Origin of the sequence: Pseudomonas moorei (genome assembly GCF_042846945.1) — a bacterium.
GTDB lineage: Bacteria > Pseudomonadota > Gammaproteobacteria > Pseudomonadales > Pseudomonadaceae > Aquipseudomonas > Aquipseudomonas moorei.
Genome location: NZ_AP035776.1, coordinates 3,264,506 through 3,279,749 on the forward strand (window position 1 = coordinate 3,264,506; position 15,244 = coordinate 3,279,749).

13 protein-coding genes are annotated in these 15,244 nt (G+C 58.9%); 9 read left to right on the forward strand and 4 right to left on the reverse strand.

What is annotated here, in order from left to right:
* The first annotated feature begins 323 nt into the window (after positions 1–323).
* The 6 genes from fadB (at position 324) to ACGJAX_RS15240 (ending at position 7,815) form a co-directional block, all read left to right on the forward strand.
* Entirely contained in the window at positions 324–2,471 is a 2,148-nt protein-coding gene (fadB, locus tag ACGJAX_RS15215; RefSeq protein ID WP_390959774.1) for a fatty acid oxidation complex subunit alpha FadB, read from the forward strand.
* Between the two features lie 29 nt (positions 2,472–2,500).
* Positions 2,501–3,676 (forward strand): acetyl-CoA C-acyltransferase FadA, encoded by a 1,176-nt coding sequence (gene fadA / locus ACGJAX_RS15220; RefSeq protein ID WP_390955260.1) that lies wholly within the window; start codon positions 2,501–2,503, stop codon positions 3,674–3,676.
* 99 nt (positions 3,677–3,775) lie between these two features.
* Positions 3,776–4,012: a DUF1653 domain-containing protein gene (locus tag ACGJAX_RS15225; protein WP_034147901.1), complete on the forward strand. Its 237-nt coding sequence runs from the start codon at positions 3,776–3,778 to the stop codon at positions 4,010–4,012.
* A 113-nt stretch (positions 4,013–4,125) separates the two neighbouring features.
* Positions 4,126–6,753 carry a type I DNA topoisomerase gene (gene topA / locus ACGJAX_RS15230; protein WP_247254135.1) on the forward strand — a complete coding sequence of 876 codons (2,628 nt, stop codon included), beginning with the start codon at positions 4,126–4,128 and terminating at the stop codon, positions 6,751–6,753.
* 151 nt (positions 6,754–6,904) lie between these two features.
* Positions 6,905–7,429: a DUF6586 family protein gene (locus tag ACGJAX_RS15235; protein WP_247254136.1), complete on the forward strand. Its 525-nt coding sequence runs from the start codon at positions 6,905–6,907 to the stop codon at positions 7,427–7,429.
* Positions 7,430–7,581: 152 nt separating this feature from the next.
* On the forward strand, positions 7,582–7,815 hold the full coding sequence (locus ACGJAX_RS15240; RefSeq protein ID WP_007995277.1) for a hypothetical protein: 234 nt from the start codon (positions 7,582–7,584) through the stop codon (positions 7,813–7,815).
* A 90-nt stretch (positions 7,816–7,905) separates the two neighbouring features.
* On the opposite strand, the gene sulA is transcribed toward ACGJAX_RS15240, so the two are convergent.
* Positions 7,906–8,379, reverse strand: coding sequence for an SOS-induced cell division inhibitor SulA (gene sulA, locus ACGJAX_RS15245; protein ID WP_090318543.1), 474 nt, complete (start codon positions 8,377–8,379; stop codon positions 7,906–7,908).
* A 10-nt stretch (positions 8,380–8,389) separates the two neighbouring features.
* Complete coding sequence (gene lexA / locus ACGJAX_RS15250) at positions 8,390–8,998, reverse strand: transcriptional repressor LexA (protein WP_090318547.1); 609 nt, start codon at positions 8,996–8,998, stop codon at positions 8,390–8,392.
* Between the two features lie 229 nt (positions 8,999–9,227).
* Here lexA and ACGJAX_RS15255 point away from each other — a divergent pair, with 229 nt between their 5' ends.
* From ACGJAX_RS15255 to ACGJAX_RS15265, 3 genes are all read left to right on the forward strand, one after another.
* The gene (locus ACGJAX_RS15255; RefSeq protein WP_247254138.1) at positions 9,228–9,935 is read left to right on the forward strand and encodes a TetR/AcrR family transcriptional regulator; all 708 of its coding nucleotides are present in this window, start codon (positions 9,228–9,230) and stop codon (positions 9,933–9,935) included.
* 170 nt (positions 9,936–10,105) lie between these two features.
* On the forward strand, positions 10,106–11,104 hold the full coding sequence (gene nagZ, locus ACGJAX_RS15260; RefSeq protein ID WP_174552493.1) for a beta-N-acetylhexosaminidase: 999 nt from the start codon (positions 10,106–10,108) through the stop codon (positions 11,102–11,104).
* Positions 11,105–11,116: 12 nt separating this feature from the next.
* On the forward strand, positions 11,117–11,854 hold the full coding sequence (locus ACGJAX_RS15265; RefSeq protein ID WP_390955261.1) for an S-methyl-5'-thioinosine phosphorylase: 738 nt from the start codon (positions 11,117–11,119) through the stop codon (positions 11,852–11,854).
* A gap of 115 nt (positions 11,855–11,969) precedes the next feature.
* Here ACGJAX_RS15265 and ACGJAX_RS15270 read toward each other — a convergent pair whose 3' ends face one another.
* Together ACGJAX_RS15270 and ACGJAX_RS15275 are read right to left on the reverse strand one after the other, a co-directional pair.
* Complete coding sequence (locus tag ACGJAX_RS15270; protein WP_390955262.1) at positions 11,970–14,663, reverse strand: SNF2-related protein; 2,694 nt, start codon at positions 14,661–14,663, stop codon at positions 11,970–11,972.
* A gap of 10 nt (positions 14,664–14,673) precedes the next feature.
* On the reverse strand, positions 14,674–15,240 hold the full coding sequence (locus tag ACGJAX_RS15275; protein WP_090318560.1) for a CsiV family protein: 567 nt from the start codon (positions 15,238–15,240) through the stop codon (positions 14,674–14,676).
* Between the last annotated feature and the right edge of the window lie 4 nt (positions 15,241–15,244).

Genomic DNA, 15,244 nt, shown 5'->3' on the forward strand with positions numbered 1-15,244 from the left:
TCTAATGATTGATCCTATGAATGACTTCACATGCCTTGGCGTGTTGAAGGTCTTCGCAGTACGGAAATGACCGGAAAGTCGCGTTTCAACCCCTGTTTCGGGCGATTGACAATTGTCGGAAATTCCGTGAAGGTGACGTACCCAAATCAAACGGGCGTATGAATTGAGCGTTTGTATTTCAGACCGCTCCTACAGAATCCCGACTATCGCGTTGGCGGGTGTGTCGGGTGAATCGGCGTAGCATCGACGTTTAACGTCCCTGCCGAGCCATTCGCCTGCGTCCGACGTGTACTGTTCAGCTTCCATATCGTGGAGATCAGTTGATGATTTACGAAGGTAAAGCCATCACGGTTAAGGCTCTTGAAAGTGGCATCGTCGAACTGACGTTCGACCTCAAGGGTGAGTCCGTCAACAAGTTCAACCGTCTAACCCTGAACGAACTGCGTCAGGCCGTAGACACCATCAAGGCAGATGCTTCGATCAAGGGTGTGATCGTCAGCAGTGGCAAGGACGTCTTCATCGTCGGCGCCGACATCACCGAATTTGTCGACAACTTCAAGCTGCCGGATGCAGAGCTTGTTGCTGGCAACCTCGAAGCCAACAAGATTTTCAGCGATTTCGAAGACCTCAACGTCCCGACAGTCGCCGCGATCAATGGCATCGCTCTGGGTGGCGGTCTGGAAATGTGTCTGGCAGCGGACTACCGCGTCATGTCCACCAAGGCCAAGATCGGTCTGCCGGAAGTCAAGCTGGGCATCTACCCGGGCTTCGGCGGTACCGTGCGTCTGCCGCGCCTGATCGGCGCCGACAACGCCATCGAATGGATTGCCGCCGGTAAGGAAAACCGCCCGGAAGACGCGCTGAAAGTCGGCGCCGTCGATGCCGTGGTGGCTCCTGAAAAGCTACGGGAGGCTGCGCTGGAACTGATCAAGCGCGCTATTTCCGGCGAGTTCGATTACAAGGCCAAGCGCCAGCCGAAGCTGGAAAAACTGAAGCTGAACGCGATCGAGCAAATGATGGCTTTCGAAACCGCCAAAGGTTTCGTGGCCGGCCAGGCTGGCCCGAACTACCCGGCGCCGGTCGAAGCGATCAAGACCATCCAGAAAGCCGCGAACTTCGGTCGCGACAAGGCGCTGGAAGTCGAAGCCGCCGGCTTCGTGAAGCTGGCCAAGACCTCTGCTGCGCAGAGCTTGATCGGCCTGTTCCTGAATGATCAGGAGCTGAAGAAAAAGGCCAAGGCCTACGACGAAATCGCCAAGGACGTGAAGCAGGCTGCCGTACTCGGCGCCGGCATCATGGGTGGCGGTATCGCCTATCAGTCGGCTTCCAAAGGCACGCCGATCCTGATGAAGGACATCAACGAGCACGGTATCGAGCAGGGGCTGGCCGAAGCTGCCAAGCTGCTGGTGGGCCGCGTTGAGAAAGGCCGCATGACCGCCGCGAAAATGGCTGAAGTGCTCAACGGCATTCGTCCGACCCTGTCCTACGGTGACTTCGGTCACGTTGACCTGGTGGTTGAAGCGGTCGTCGAGAACCCGAAGGTCAAGCAGGCCGTTCTGGCCGAAGTCGAAGGCCAGGTCAAAGAGGACACCATCCTCGCCTCGAACACCTCGACCATTTCCATCAGCCTGTTGGCCAAGGCCCTCAAGCGTCCGGAAAACTTCGTCGGCATGCACTTCTTCAATCCGGTGCACATGATGCCGCTGGTCGAAGTGATCCGTGGCGAGAAGTCCAGCGAGCTGGCCGTTGCCACCACCGTTGCCTACGCCAAGAAAATGGGCAAGAACCCGATTGTGGTCAACGACTGCCCGGGCTTCCTGGTCAACCGCGTTCTGTTCCCGTACTTCGGCGGTTTCGCCAAGCTGGTCAGCGCCGGTGTGGACTTCGTCCGTATCGACAAGGTCATGGAAAAATTCGGCTGGCCCATGGGCCCGGCCTACCTGATGGACGTGGTCGGCATCGACACCGGCCACCACGGCCGTGACGTGATGGCCGAAGGTTTCCCTGATCGCATGAAAGACGACCGTCGTTCGGCCGTTGACGTGCTTTACGAAGCCAAGCGCCTGGGCCAGAAGAACGGCAAGGGCTTCTACGCCTACGAGACCGACAAGAAGGGCAAGCAGAAGAAGGTGGCCGATCCGTCGGTCCTGGAAGTGCTCAAGCCAATCGTGTTTGAACAGCGCGAAGTCACTGACGAAGACATCATCAACTGGATGATGATCCCGCTGTGCCTGGAAACCGTGCGTTGCCTGGAAGACGGCATTGTCGAAACCGCTGCCGAAGCCGACATGGGTCTGGTCTACGGTATTGGTTTCCCTCCATTCCGTGGCGGTGCGCTGCGCTACATCGACTCGATCGGTGTTGCAGAGTTCGTTGCCCTGGCTGACCAGTACGCTGATTTGGGCGCGCTGTACCACCCGACCGAGAAGCTGCGCGAAATGGCCAAAAACGGCCAGAGCTTCTTCGGTTAAGCGCCCCCAACTAGAGTGAGAGTGAACTTATGAGCTTGAATCCTAGAGACGTCGTGATTGTCGACTTCGGTCGTACTCCGATGGGCCGCTCCAAGGGCGGCATGCACCGCAATACCCGCGCCGAAGACATGTCGGCGCACCTGATCAGCAAACTGCTGGAACGCAACGTCAAGGTCGACCCGAGCGAAGTCGAAGACGTGATCTGGGGCTGTGTAAACCAGACCCTGGAACAGGGCTGGAACATCGCCCGCATGGCGTCGCTGATGACCCAAATCCCGCACACCTCAGCCGGCCAGACCGTCAGCCGTCTGTGTGGCTCGTCGATGAGTGCGCTGCACACGGCCGCGCAAGCGATCATGACCGGCAATGGTGACGTATTCGTCGTTGGCGGCGTCGAGCATATGGGTCACGTGAGCATGATGCACGGTGTCGATCCGAACCCGCACATGTCCCTGTACGCGGCGAAAGCCTCGGGCATGATGGGCCTGACCGCCGAAATGCTGGGCAAAATGCACGGCATTACTCGTGAGCAGCAGGATGCTTTCGGCCTGCGCTCTCACCAACTCGCCCACAAGGCGACCGTGGAAGGCAAGTTCAAAGACGAAATCATCCCGATGCAGGGCTACGACGAGAATGGTTTCCTGAAACTGTTCGACTACGACGAAACCATTCGTCCGGAAACCACCCTGGAAAGCCTGGCGGCCCTCAAGCCGGCCTTCAATCCAAAGGGCGGTACCGTGACCGCGGGTACTTCGTCGCAGATCACCGATGGTGCTTCGTGCATGATCGTGATGTCGGCGCAGCGTGCGCAGGACCTGGGCATCCAGCCCTTGGCGGTGATTCGTTCGATGGCAGTGGCAGGTGTGGACCCGGCGATCATGGGCTATGGTCCAGTACCGGCCACACAGAAAGCACTGAAGCGCGCGGGCCTTGGCATCAACGATATCGACTTCTTCGAGCTCAACGAAGCTTTCGCCGCACAGGCCCTGCCGGTGCTGAAAGATCTGAAAGTGCTCGACAAGATGAACGAGAAGGTTAACCTGCACGGCGGCGCGATCGCCCTGGGTCACCCGTTCGGTTGCTCCGGTGCGCGTATCTCCGGCACTTTGCTCAATGTGATGAAGCAAAATGGCGGTACCTTCGGGGTAGCGACCATGTGCATTGGTCTCGGCCAAGGCATCTCCACCGTCTTCGAACGCGTTTAATCGTTTCGTCGACGGAAGCCGGGGCCAAGTGCCCCGGTTTTTGTTTTTCCGGATTTATTTTTATTTTTATTTTGAAAAGATTTGAGTGAGGGCCGAAGCATGCCGATACAACCTGGGCTCTACCAACATTACAAAGGTCCGCAGTACCGTGTATTCAGTGTTGCACGGCACTCGGAAACCGAAGAAGAAGTGGTCTTCTACCAAGCCCTGTATGGCGATTACGGCTTTTGGGTGCGTCCCTTGAGCATGTTCCTGGAGTCGGTCGAAGTTGACGGCGAGCAGGTGCCACGCTTTGCTTTGGTGCAAGCCGAACCGAGTGTTTTTTCCAAGCCATAAGCTGAGTGCGCGCAAAACCCTGCGCTTGACCTCACCTTGTAGCCACTATATATAGCGGTGCCGCGTCAGGCGCCAACGCCTTTCACTTCTAGAATTCAGGAATTTTCTGATCCATGGGCAAATCGCTGGTCATTGTGGAATCCCCGGCTAAGGCCAAGACCATCAACAAGTATCTGGGTAACCAATACGTGGTGAAGTCGAGTATCGGCCATATCCGAGACCTGCCCACCAGCGGTTCGGCTAGCGCCAGCAAAGAGCCAGCCGCCAAGCGCGGCAAGGCCGCTGCGGGTGAAGCGCCGGCACTGTCGCCGAAAGAAAAGGCGCGCAAGCAGCTGGTCGCTCGCATGGGGGTCGATCCCGATCATGGCTGGAAAGCCAAGTACGAGATCCTTCCAGGCAAGGAAAAGGTCATCGAAGAGCTGCGCCGGCTCGCCAAGGATGCTGACACCATCTATCTCGCAACCGACTTGGATCGCGAGGGGGAAGCCATTGCCTGGCACCTGCGCGAAGCCATCGGTGGTGACGACAGCCGCTACAAGCGCGTGGTGTTCAACGAAATTACCAAAAAGGCGATTCAGGAAGCCTTCTCCCAGCCGGGCGAGCTGGACATCGATCGCGTGAACGCCCAGCAGGCGCGTCGTTTCCTCGACCGCGTGGTGGGTTACATGGTATCGCCGCTGCTGTGGGCCAAGATTGCCCGTGGCCTGTCCGCCGGCCGTGTGCAGTCGGTTGCCGTGAAACTGGTGGTCGAGCGTGAGCGTGAGATCCGTGCGTTCATCCCGGAAGAATACTGGGAGGTTCACGCTGACCTCGGCACCGCCAAGGGTGCAACCGTGCGTTTCGACGTCGCTCGCGAAAAAGGCGAAGCCTTCAAGCCGCTCAACGAAGCCCAGGCCATGGCCGCGCTGGAGAAGCTCAAGGCTTCCAGCTACAGCATCGTCAAGCGCGAAGACAAGCCGACCAGCAGCAAGCCATCGGCCCCGTTCATCACTTCCACCCTGCAGCAGGCCGCGAGCAACCGCCTGGGCTTCGGCGTGAAGAAAACCATGATGATGGCCCAGCGTCTGTATGAAGCCGGCTACATCACGTATATGCGTACCGACTCCACCAACCTCTCGGCAGACGCCGTGGCGATGGCGCGTACTTATATTGAAGGCGAGTTCGGCAAGAAGTACCTGCCGGAAACACCGAACGTCTATAGCAGCAAGGAAGGCGCCCAAGAGGCTCACGAAGCGATTCGTCCGTCCGACGCCAACACCGAGCCAAGCAAGCTCTCTGGTATGGAGCGTGATGCCGAGCGCCTCTACGAGCTGATCTGGCGCCAGTTCCTCGCCTGCCAGATGCTGCCGGCCCAATACCTGTCGACCACGGTCACTGTCGGCGCCGGTGACTTCGAGCTGCGCGCCAAGGGCCGTATCCTCAAGTTCGACGGTTACACCCGTGTGATGCCGCAGATCGCCAAGCCAGGTGATGATGACGTGCTGCCGGACATGGCCCAGGGCGATGCGATGAAGCTGATCAAGCTTGATCCGACCCAGCACTTCACCAAACCGCCGGCGCGTTACTCGGAAGCCAGCCTGGTAAAGGAAATGGAAAAACGCGGCATCGGTCGTCCTTCGACCTATGCGGCGATCATTTCGACCATCCAGGACCGCGGTTACGTGGCGCTGCACAACCGTCGTTTCTATTCGGAAAAGATGGGTGACATCGTCACCGAGCGTCTGGCCGAAAGCTTCTCCAACCTGATGGACTACGGCTTTACTGCCGGCATGGAGGAGAACCTCGATGACGTGGCCCAGGGCGAGCGCGACTGGAAAAACGTGCTCGACGAGTTCTACGGCGACTTCAAGAAAAAACTCGAAGTGGCCGAAGGCGCGGAAAACGGCATGCGGGCGAACCAGCCGGTGATGACCGATATTCCGTGCACGACCTGCGGTCGCCCAATGCAGATTCGTACCGCATCGACCGGAGTATTCCTCGGTTGCTCGGGCTACAGCCTGCCACCGAAAGAGCGCTGCAAGGCGACCGTCAACCTGGTGCCCGGCGATGAAATCGCTGCGGACGACGAGGGTGAGTCGGAATCCCTGGTATTGCGCGGCAAGCATCGCTGCCCGATCTGCAGTACGGCGATGGACGCTTATCTGCTCGACGAGAAGCGCAAGCTGCACATCTGCGGTAACAACCCGGATTGCGATGGCTACGAAATCGAAGAGGGCAACTATCGCATCAAGGGCTACGAAGGTCCTAGCCTGGAGTGCGACAAGTGCGGCAGCGAGATGCAACTCAAGACCGGTCGTTTCGGCAAGTTCTTCGGTTGCACCAACCCAACGTGCAAGAACACTCGCAAACTGCTGAAGAGTGGTGATGCGGCGCCGCCAAAGATGGATCCGGTGAAGATGCCTGAGCTGAAATGCGAAAAGGTCAACGATACCTACATCTTGCGCGACGGTGCCTCCGGTCTGTTCCTGGCAGCGAGCCAGTTCCCGAAAAATCGTGAGACTCGTGCGCCATTGGTCATGGAGATCATCCCGCACAAGGATGAGATCGATCCGAAGTATCATTTCCTCTGCGAAGCGCCGAAGAAAGATCCGGACGGCCTCCCGGCAGTGATCCGTTACAGCCGCAAAACCAAAGAGCAGTACGTGCAGACAGAAGTCGACGGCAAGCCGACTGGCTGGAAGGCGTTCTACGACGGTGGCAAGTGGAAGGTCGAGGACAAGCGACCGGCTGCGAAGGCGTAAAATCGCAATACCTTGCAGGAGTGAGCGCGTTCGCGATGAGCGTGAGAGTAGCGCGGGCATTCTGAAGGCCCGCGTCATCGTTGACGACCATCGCGAGCTCGCTCCTGCATGACCTGCGTGATGCAATTATTTCGTTGTGGAGACTGCCGCCATGGCCCACGAGCTCTATACCCGTACCAATCAAAAGATTTATTTCGCCGGACTGTCCCTGGAGGCGCTCGCCAAAGCTGAAGAGGGGCGGGCAATGAACTCTCTGGCGCTGATTCAGGCTGGTCGTGAGTCGACGTTATTTCACCTGTACGGTGCGCTGTTGGGGTTGTGTCACGAGATCGCTGGCTTCTATCGCTTGCCTCAGGCCAGTGCATCACGGGCCGAAACGTTGCTGACTCGCGAAGTCCTGGAAACCATCGCCATTCCTGAGCTGGCCGAGATGATCGAACTGGCCAACAACCCGGAAACCTGGCTGGCCAAGTTGCTGGCGGCTCATAAAGCATTGTTCCAGCCACCCCGCGCACCGCACAAACCCAAGGGCGACGTGACGCAGCCGTTGATTCTGGCCGTGAATCTGGATGAAGAAGAGGTGCCTGAGGAGTTGAGCCGCGACGAGCTGGAGAGCTGGCGACAGAACCTTAAAAGTTTGGCGATCCGTTTTCGCGATGGCTTGAACGAGTGCTGAAAAATTGAGCGGTTGGTGGAGGCCCTTAATGGCTTTCCGCCTCAGGGGTGACCGCTAAAAGATATTTTCTTGCAATGACATCTGGTCAAGATCCCGAGCGGAGCGTGGCCAATGCCTATATAATCCCCGCCTTTCGTGGAGAACAGACCTTTATGCCAACGTCCTTTCTAGAAATTGTCGAGTTACCAGACGGCCGGATTGAGCTGCGCAGGGCTGAGGACGAGGGTTCTCTGGTGACTTTGGATTTCTCCGAGGACGCCAAAGCGTTCCTTCAAGGCCAGCACGTGGAAGTCGCCAAGGCGATGTTGAGCGTTGGTGTGCAGATGGCAGGACGCCTGGTTGAAGGCGAATTCGATAAGGAAGAGGGGGCGCGGGTCCTTCATTGATCCCGCCCGTCGGATTCCAGTACCCAGTTGTAGATCAGCTTTTCTGTCCCTGGAGAAGCCCTGCGCCGGTAAAGGCGCAGTATGTGTCAGTCAGCCCAATCGAATATTCAGGCTTTGAGCGTCCCCGGTCCGGGCTGCGCTGATCAACTGTTGCCGCGAGTTCGCGGTCAGCGGATTGAGCCAGCTGACAACCGTGTGGCTTCGACCCAGGCGAAGGGCTTCGCAGGTCAGTTGCTGAGCGCTCTGAGTGCCGCGCGGCTGCAACAACAGAATACGTTCGCGATTGAGGCCGGCGTCCCGTAGCCAAGCCTGGGTCAGACTGGCGGGCGGGGCGATTAGCGTCAGCCAGCGCGCATCCTGATCCTGGCTCAATTCCCTGAGGATTGGTGCCAGAAGGTTCAGGCAGTTTCCGGCGGCACCACGCAGAGACAACTCACTGAAGACCTCGGGTTCCGCGCTCCATGGCGACTCGACCACTTCCTTCAGAATTGGCGCCAATGGCTGCGCCATGAACGCCTCGAACAACGGCAGTTGGGCTTGCTGTGATGTGTGTGGGAACTGCATAAAGCCTCCTTTAGCGGCGAATGACGCCGACACTCAAGCCTTCGATCACCAGTTCCTGATCTTTAAGGTTTACTTCGATAGGGGCGAAGTCAGGGTTTTCGGCGATCAGCCAGACTTTGCTGCCGTCACGCTTGAAGCGCTTGACGGTCACTTCGTCGCCGATCCGAGCGACCACGATCTGGCCGTTGCGGGCTTCACGGGTGGTGTGCACGGCCAGCAGGTCGCCATCGAAAATACCGACGTCTTTCATGCTCATGCCATGTACCCGCAGGAGGTAGTCGGCGCGAGGATGGAAAAACGAAGGATTGATGTTGCAGGATTCCTCGACGTGCTGTTGAGCGAGGATTGGCGCGCCAGCGGCAACGCGGCCAATGATCGGCAGGCTGGAGTCGTCGGCCTTGGCCTCGAAACCGGGAATGCGAATCCCGCGAGAGGCTCCGGGCGTCATCTCAATGGCACCCTTGCGGGCCAGCGCCTTGAGGTGTTCTTCTGCCGCATTGGGGGATTTGAAACCCAATTCCTGAGCGATTTCCGCGCGGGTTGGCGGGTAGCCGTTGTCTTCTAGGCAGCGTTTGATGAAGGCCAGAATCTCTGCTTGGCGTGGCGTCAGCTTTAGCATAATGATCGCTCTGTCTTTTTATACAGTGACTGGGATTATATACAGTGAAACGGTCTTGGCAATGCCCCTTTTTTTGCCTGCCGCCAGACGGTCGATCAGCCTTCTGATTGAAGCTTTGCAGTTGTATGGTTAAATGTCTGACTGACCATTCCCAAATCGAACTGCCAGACTTGACAATACTCAGGCTGAAACGTATGTTTCAAACAAGTGTTTGTCAGGCGGAGTAGTCATGGCCCAGTCGGAAACCGTAGAACGCATTCTTGATGCTGCCGAGCAGTTGTTCGCGGAAAAAGGTTTCGCCGAAACCTCGTTGCGTCTGATAACCAGCAAGGCCGGTGTCAATCTGGCGGCGGTGAACTACCACTTCGGTTCGAAAAAAGCACTGATCCAGGCTGTCTTCTCCCGGTTTCTCGGGCCGTTCTGCATCAGTCTCGACAAAGAGCTGGAGCGTCGTCAGGCCAAGCCGGAGAACAAGGCGACACTTGAGGAATTGCTGGAAATCCTCGTCGAGCAGGCCCTGGTGGTCCAGCCGCGCAGTGGCAACGATCTTTCTATCTTCATGCGTTTGCTGGGTCTGGCTTTCAGTCAGAGCCAGGGGCATTTGCGTCGTTATCTGGAAGACATGTACGGCAAGGTGTTTCGCCGCTACATGATGCTGGTCAACGAAGCCGCGCCGCGGATTCCGCCGATCGAACTGTTCTGGCGTGTGCACTTCATGCTGGGCGCCGCTGCGTTCAGCATGTCCGGCATCAAGGCCTTGCGCGCCATTGCCGAGACCGACTTCGGGGTGAATACCTCCATTGAGCAAGTCATGCGACTGATGGTGCCATTCCTGGCTGCGGGCATGCGTGCCGAGTCCGGAGTCACCGACACGGCCATGGCCAGCGCTCAATTGCGTCCGCGCAGCAAGTCGACCGCGGTTGCCGCCAAGGTTTAACCCCGCACGGGTGGGCGCGGCAGCTGACATCCGCTAAGCTAGCCGCCCATGCCGACTCTCGTTCTGAATCCGTTCCCTATCGATATCGCCGATCTGCCGGGCACTGCCCATGGCGGCGAATTCGTGCGAGCCGGATTTTTCGTTATCAAGGAATCTCTATGACTGCAGGCCTGCAAGGCTCGTTGATGGTGGACGTCGCCGGTACCTGGCTGACGGCCGAAGATCGCCAATTGCTGCGCCAACCCGAGGTGGGTGGCCTGATTATTTTCGCTCGCAACATCGAGCATCCGCGTCAGGTCCGTGAGTTGAGTGCCGCAATCCGTGCCATCCGTCCGGATCTCTTGCTGGCGGTGGATCAGGAAGGCGGGCGTGTGCAGCGTCTGCGCCAGGGCTTCGTCCGACTGCCGGCGATGCGCGCCATTGCCGATAATCCGAATGCTGAGTACCTGGCCGAGCAGTGCGGCTGGATCATGGCAACTGAGGTGTTGGCTGTTGGCCTGGATCTGAGTTTCGCACCGGTACTTGACCTCGATTACCAGCGCAGCGCGGTGGTCGGTACCCGTTCGTTCGAAGGCGACCCGGCGCGTGCGGCTCTGCTGGCCGGTGCGTTCATTCGTGGCATGAACAGTGCGGGCATGGCTGCCACCGGCAAGCATTTTCCCGGTCACGGTTGGGCCGAGGCCGATTCCCACGTGGCGATTCCGAATGACGAGCGCAGCCTCGACGAGATCCGCGCCAATGACCTGGTGCCGTTCGCCAGGCTGAGTAAACAACTGGCAGCGATCATGCCGGCGCACGTCATCTACCCTCAAGTCGATTCCCAGCCTGCCGGTTTCTCCCGGCGCTGGTTGCAGGACATTCTGCGTGGTGAATTGCAATTCGACGGTGTGATCTTCAGTGATGACCTGTCCATGGCCGGCGCCCACGTAGTGGGTGATGCCGCCAGTCGCATTGAAGCGGCCTTGACCGCCGGTTGCGACATGGGCCTGGTGTGCAACGATCGCGCTGCCGCCGAGCTGGCCCTGAGCGCCGCGCAACGCCTGAAGGTCAAGCCATCTGCGCGCATCGCACGAATGCGCGGTCAGTCGTTTGCGAACACAGAATACCGTCAGGATCCGCGTTGGCTGGTTGCCGTCGGCGCGCTCAAAGAAGCTCAATTGATCGATTAAGGGCGGTTCGTTATGACGGTTTACGCGATTATCGGAGGCACTGGCCTCACTCAGCTCGAAGATCTGCGCATTCGTCAGTCATTGGCGGTGGACACCCCTTACGGCGCGCCCTCTGCCGAGGTGCAGGTCGGCGAGTACGCAGGCAAGGAGGTTCTGTTCCTTGCCCGTCATGGTCACCCGCACCGTTTCCCGCCGCATCAGGTGAACTACCGCGCCAACCTCTGGGCGCTGAAACAGGCCGGGGCCGAGGCGATTCTCGCGGTGAACGCGGTGGGTGGCATTCATGCGGCGATGGGTACTGGGCATTTTTGCGTGCCGCATCAGTTGATCGACTACACCAGTGGTCGCGAGCACACTTACTTTGCCGATGATCTGGAGCAGGTCACGCACATCGATTTCAGCTATCCCTACAGCGAACCGCTGCGTCAGCAATTGATCGCGGCACTGGCGGCTGAGGGCGTCGGTTACAGCAGCCATGGCGTGTATGCCTGTACCCAGGGTCCGCGCCTGGAAACCGTTGCCGAGATCGCGCGCCTGGAGCGTGACGGTTGCGACATCGTCGGCATGACCGGAATGCCGGAAGCGGCCCTGGCTCGTGAGCTGGAGCTGGATTACGCCTGTCTGGCGCTGGTGGTGAATCCGGCGGCGGGCAAGTCGACTGCGGTGATCACCATGGCCGAGATCGAGCAGGCGTTGCATGACGGGATGGGCAAGGTGAAGTCGACGCTGGCGCGGGTGCTCAGGGGCTGAGTCAGGCTCAAGACCGAGTTGACCCTATCGCGAGCAGGCTCGCTCCCACAGGTGCGGTGAAAACCATGTGGGAGCGAGCCTGCTCGCGATAGCGATCTCTCAGGCGCCGCCGTTCTCAGCGCTTCTCCAGCTTATCCGGCAACGGCGCGAACAACGCCTCGATATCATCGCTCTGCAGTTTCCAGTCCCCGGCCTGACGTCCATCCAGCACGCCCGCCGCGAGGTCGGATTTTTCTTTTTGCAGATGCTGAATCTTCTCTTCCACCGTGCCGCGCGCGATCAACTTGTAGACGAACACCGGCTTCTCCTGACCAATGCGATAGGCACGGTCGGTCGCCTGATTTTCAGTCGCAGGGTTCCACCACGGATCGTAATGAATCACCGTATCTGCTTCCGTGAGGTTCAGGCCCACGCCGCCTGCCTTCAAGCTGATCAGAAATATCTGACGTTTGCCGCTCTGGAAGTCCTTCACTGGCGTGCGTCGATCACGGGTCTGTCCGGTCAACAGGGCGTAGGCCACACCGCGTTTGTTCAGCTCATCTTCGATCAACGACAGCATCGAAGTGAATTGCGAGAACAGCAAAATCCGCCGCCCTTCCTCAAACAGCTCTTCGAGCATTTCCATCAGGCTGTCGAGTTTGCCCGACGTGCTGCCACGCGCCGGTAGGGTGGCGTCGTTGACCAGGCGTAAATCGCAGCACACTTGCCGCAATTTCAGCAGCGCCTCAAGGATGATGATCTGGCTGCGCGCCACGCCCTTGCGGGTGATCTCGTCGCGAACCTTCTTGTCCATGGCCAGGCGCATCGTTTCATAAACGTCGCGTTGGGCTTCGTTGAGCTCGACCCAGTGGATGATCTCGGTTTTCGGCGGCAACTCGGTCGCCACCTGTTCCTTGGTGCGACGTAACAGGAAGGGTTTGATCCGACCATTGAGGTGCTGAAGTCTGACTTCGCTGGCGCGCTTTTCGATCGGTACGCGGTAATCGCTGTTGAAGCTTTTGACGTCACCCAGCCAGCCCGGCAGCAGGAAGTGAAACAGCGACCACAGTTCACCCAGGTGGTTTTCCAGGGGCGTGCCGCTCAGGCACAGGCGCTGACGAGCATTCAGTTCGCGCGCTGCCTGGGCCGCCTTGCTGTTCGGATTCTTGATGTACTGCGCTTCGTCCAGTACCAGTACGTGTAATGGCTGAGCCGCCAAGCGTTCGACATCCTTGGGCAGCAAGGCATAGGTGGTCAGGATCAGGTCGTAATCGGCGAGGTTGTCGAAATGCTTTTTGCGGCTGGCGCCATACAGCGCCAACACTTTGAGCTGTGGTGTGAAGTGTGCCGCTTCGTCCAGCCAGTTGGGGATCAGGCTGGTAGGCATTACCACCATGCATGGCCGGTCGAGACGTCCGGCGTTTTTCTCCGTAAGAACATGCGCCAGGGTTTGCAGGGTTTTACCCAGGCCCATGTCGTCCGCCAGGATCCCGCCGACTTCCAGTTGTCGCAATGACTGCATCCAGCTCAAGCCTTCCAGCTGGTAGGGGCGCAGCGTCGCATTCAAGCCGTCCGGTGCCGTGGCGGTGTAGTCCTTGATGTCTCGCAAGCGTTGGGCAAAGGTGCGGATCTGTTCGCCGCCTTCCCATAGCAGTGGCAGGTCTTCCAGCGGATTCAGGCGCGTGGCGTCGGTCTTGCTCAGGCGTAGTGTGGTTTCACCAGGCTCTTGCAGGTAGAACTCGCCAAGGGTGGCCAGCACCGGCTTCAAGCGCCCGAAGGGCAGGGCGACTTGCAAGGGGCCCTGTTCGGAGTTCGGGCGGTTGGGAATGTTCACCAGGATCAACTCATCGTCGCGCCGTCGGGCGAGGCGTTCCGGGTTGAGGATTTCGGTGTGGGAACGCATCAGGTTCAACAGGATCGGCAGCAGGCTCAGCCGCTCGCCATTGACGATGATGCCCAGTTCCAGATCAAACCAGTCACGTTCCGGTGCCTGTTCGACGGTGGCGTACCAGTCGTCCACGGCGGTCAGGTCGAAACCGAAGTCTTCGTTGATCTGCAGCTCCCAGCCCTGGGTGCGCAGCTTCGGCAATTCATTGAGGGTGAAGGTCAGCCAGGCGCTGTCATTGACCATCTCGAACAATTCGCCGGCACTTTCCGGCAGGGCTTTGCTCTGGCGGGTGGCGACTTTGAAACCGAGGATCCGCAGCTGTTCCCGGTAGGACTGTTCCACGTCCGGATGACGCTTTATCCGAAGTGTCTGTGTTTCCTGGCGAATCAGGATATCGGCGTTTTTCTGCCCGGAAACGTACTCGTCCAGATAGCTGAAGGACAGCGCCGCGCGATGCTGGGTATAGCGCTGCATCTTGCCATTGCGTGGCTCGAAGGCACTGAACTCGATGCTCGCCAGCCACAGGCGAGGCACAGGCTGCACGTTATCTATCAGGACTTGTGGCGGTGCTTTCGGACTGCGGTTTTCCAGTACGGCCTGCAGTTTCTCCAGAAGCTCGGCGTCCTTGGCGGCGGCGGGGTAATCGAGTGTTTCCTGCACCTGGAGCAAGACCGCCGCACAATGCTTGCAGTTGGTGTGCACCGGACAAGAGCAGGTGGCATCGACCATCAGCAAGGTGCCTTTGGCTGACTCACGCAGGCGAATGGTCTGACGATAAACGTTGCCGCCAGAGCCTTCGCAAGCGGCAATGATGGTCGCGTCGCCGGCCTCGACTATCCTGACGCGATTCTCCAGTGCGTAGCGGCGGCCGCGTTCGAGGCTCTGCTCCTTGAAGCGGCTGACCCAGGAGGGTGCCAGGGGTTTGCTCAGGGTCGCGGACATAGGGACTCAATCAGTCCGGAATTTCTTCGGGGGCTGGCCGAGGTGCGGGGATGGTCAGCGAGGTGATTTTGATCAGCAGGCCAAGGTGGCCGTTGTCGAGGAAGTTCAGCTGGCCGTTCTTGGTGTGGCTTTCCTGTTTCAGGCGTTCACTGGCGGTGACCAGGCCATCGGCGTTGATCTGGTTGATCCAGAAGTCTGCGTCGACGTCGGTGAAACGTCCCAGTTTCAGGTTGAGCGTGCCTTCGATCGGGAATTGACCGAATTGTTCCTTGCCCTCGCTGATCGCGACTTTGGTGGCTTCTTCGCCGAGCGTTTGTTGCCATGCCTTGTGCAGCAACACGGTGTAGTCGGTACTGGCACTGAGTTTTGCCACTTCGCCATTGAGGCTCGGTGTGCGCAGGCTGTCGGGACTGATGGGCTGCGCGCCGGCGGCCCAGTCTTCCGGTGCGGCGCGACTGACAATGGGTGGCACAGCGTTCTGACGGACCAGAATCATTTCAACCTGATACAGATCGGCGGCAAACGCCGTGGGAGTGACCAAGGAGATCATCAAGGTCAGTAAGCGAAACAGGCGCATGCGG

What these genes read in the sequence shown, in the direction of transcription:
- fadB (WP_390959774.1), top strand. Translation starts at nt 324, where the DNA reads ATGATTTACGAAGGTAAAGCCATCACGGTTAAGGCTCTTGAAAGTGGC.
- fadA (WP_390955260.1), top strand. Translation starts at nt 2,501, where the DNA reads ATGAGCTTGAATCCTAGAGACGTCGTGATTGTCGACTTCGGTCGTACT.
- ACGJAX_RS15225 (WP_034147901.1), top strand. Translation starts at nt 3,776, where the DNA reads ATGCCGATACAACCTGGGCTCTACCAACATTACAAAGGTCCGCAGTAC.
- topA (WP_247254135.1), top strand. Translation starts at nt 4,126, where the DNA reads ATGGGCAAATCGCTGGTCATTGTGGAATCCCCGGCTAAGGCCAAGACC.
- ACGJAX_RS15235 (WP_247254136.1), top strand. Translation starts at nt 6,905, where the DNA reads ATGGCCCACGAGCTCTATACCCGTACCAATCAAAAGATTTATTTCGCC.
- ACGJAX_RS15240 (WP_007995277.1), top strand. Translation starts at nt 7,582, where the DNA reads ATGCCAACGTCCTTTCTAGAAATTGTCGAGTTACCAGACGGCCGGATT.
- sulA (WP_090318543.1), bottom strand. Translation starts at nt 8,379, where the DNA reads ATGCAGTTCCCACACACATCACAGCAAGCCCAACTGCCGTTGTTCGAG.
- lexA (WP_090318547.1), bottom strand. Translation starts at nt 8,998, where the DNA reads ATGCTAAAGCTGACGCCACGCCAAGCAGAGATTCTGGCCTTCATCAAA.
- ACGJAX_RS15255 (WP_247254138.1), top strand. Translation starts at nt 9,228, where the DNA reads ATGGCCCAGTCGGAAACCGTAGAACGCATTCTTGATGCTGCCGAGCAG.
- ACGJAX_RS15265 (WP_390955261.1), top strand. Translation starts at nt 11,117, where the DNA reads ATGACGGTTTACGCGATTATCGGAGGCACTGGCCTCACTCAGCTCGAA.
- ACGJAX_RS15270 (WP_390955262.1), bottom strand. Translation starts at nt 14,663, where the DNA reads ATGTCCGCGACCCTGAGCAAACCCCTGGCACCCTCCTGGGTCAGCCGC.
- ACGJAX_RS15275 (WP_090318560.1), bottom strand. Translation starts at nt 15,240, where the DNA reads ATGCGCCTGTTTCGCTTACTGACCTTGATGATCTCCTTGGTCACTCCC.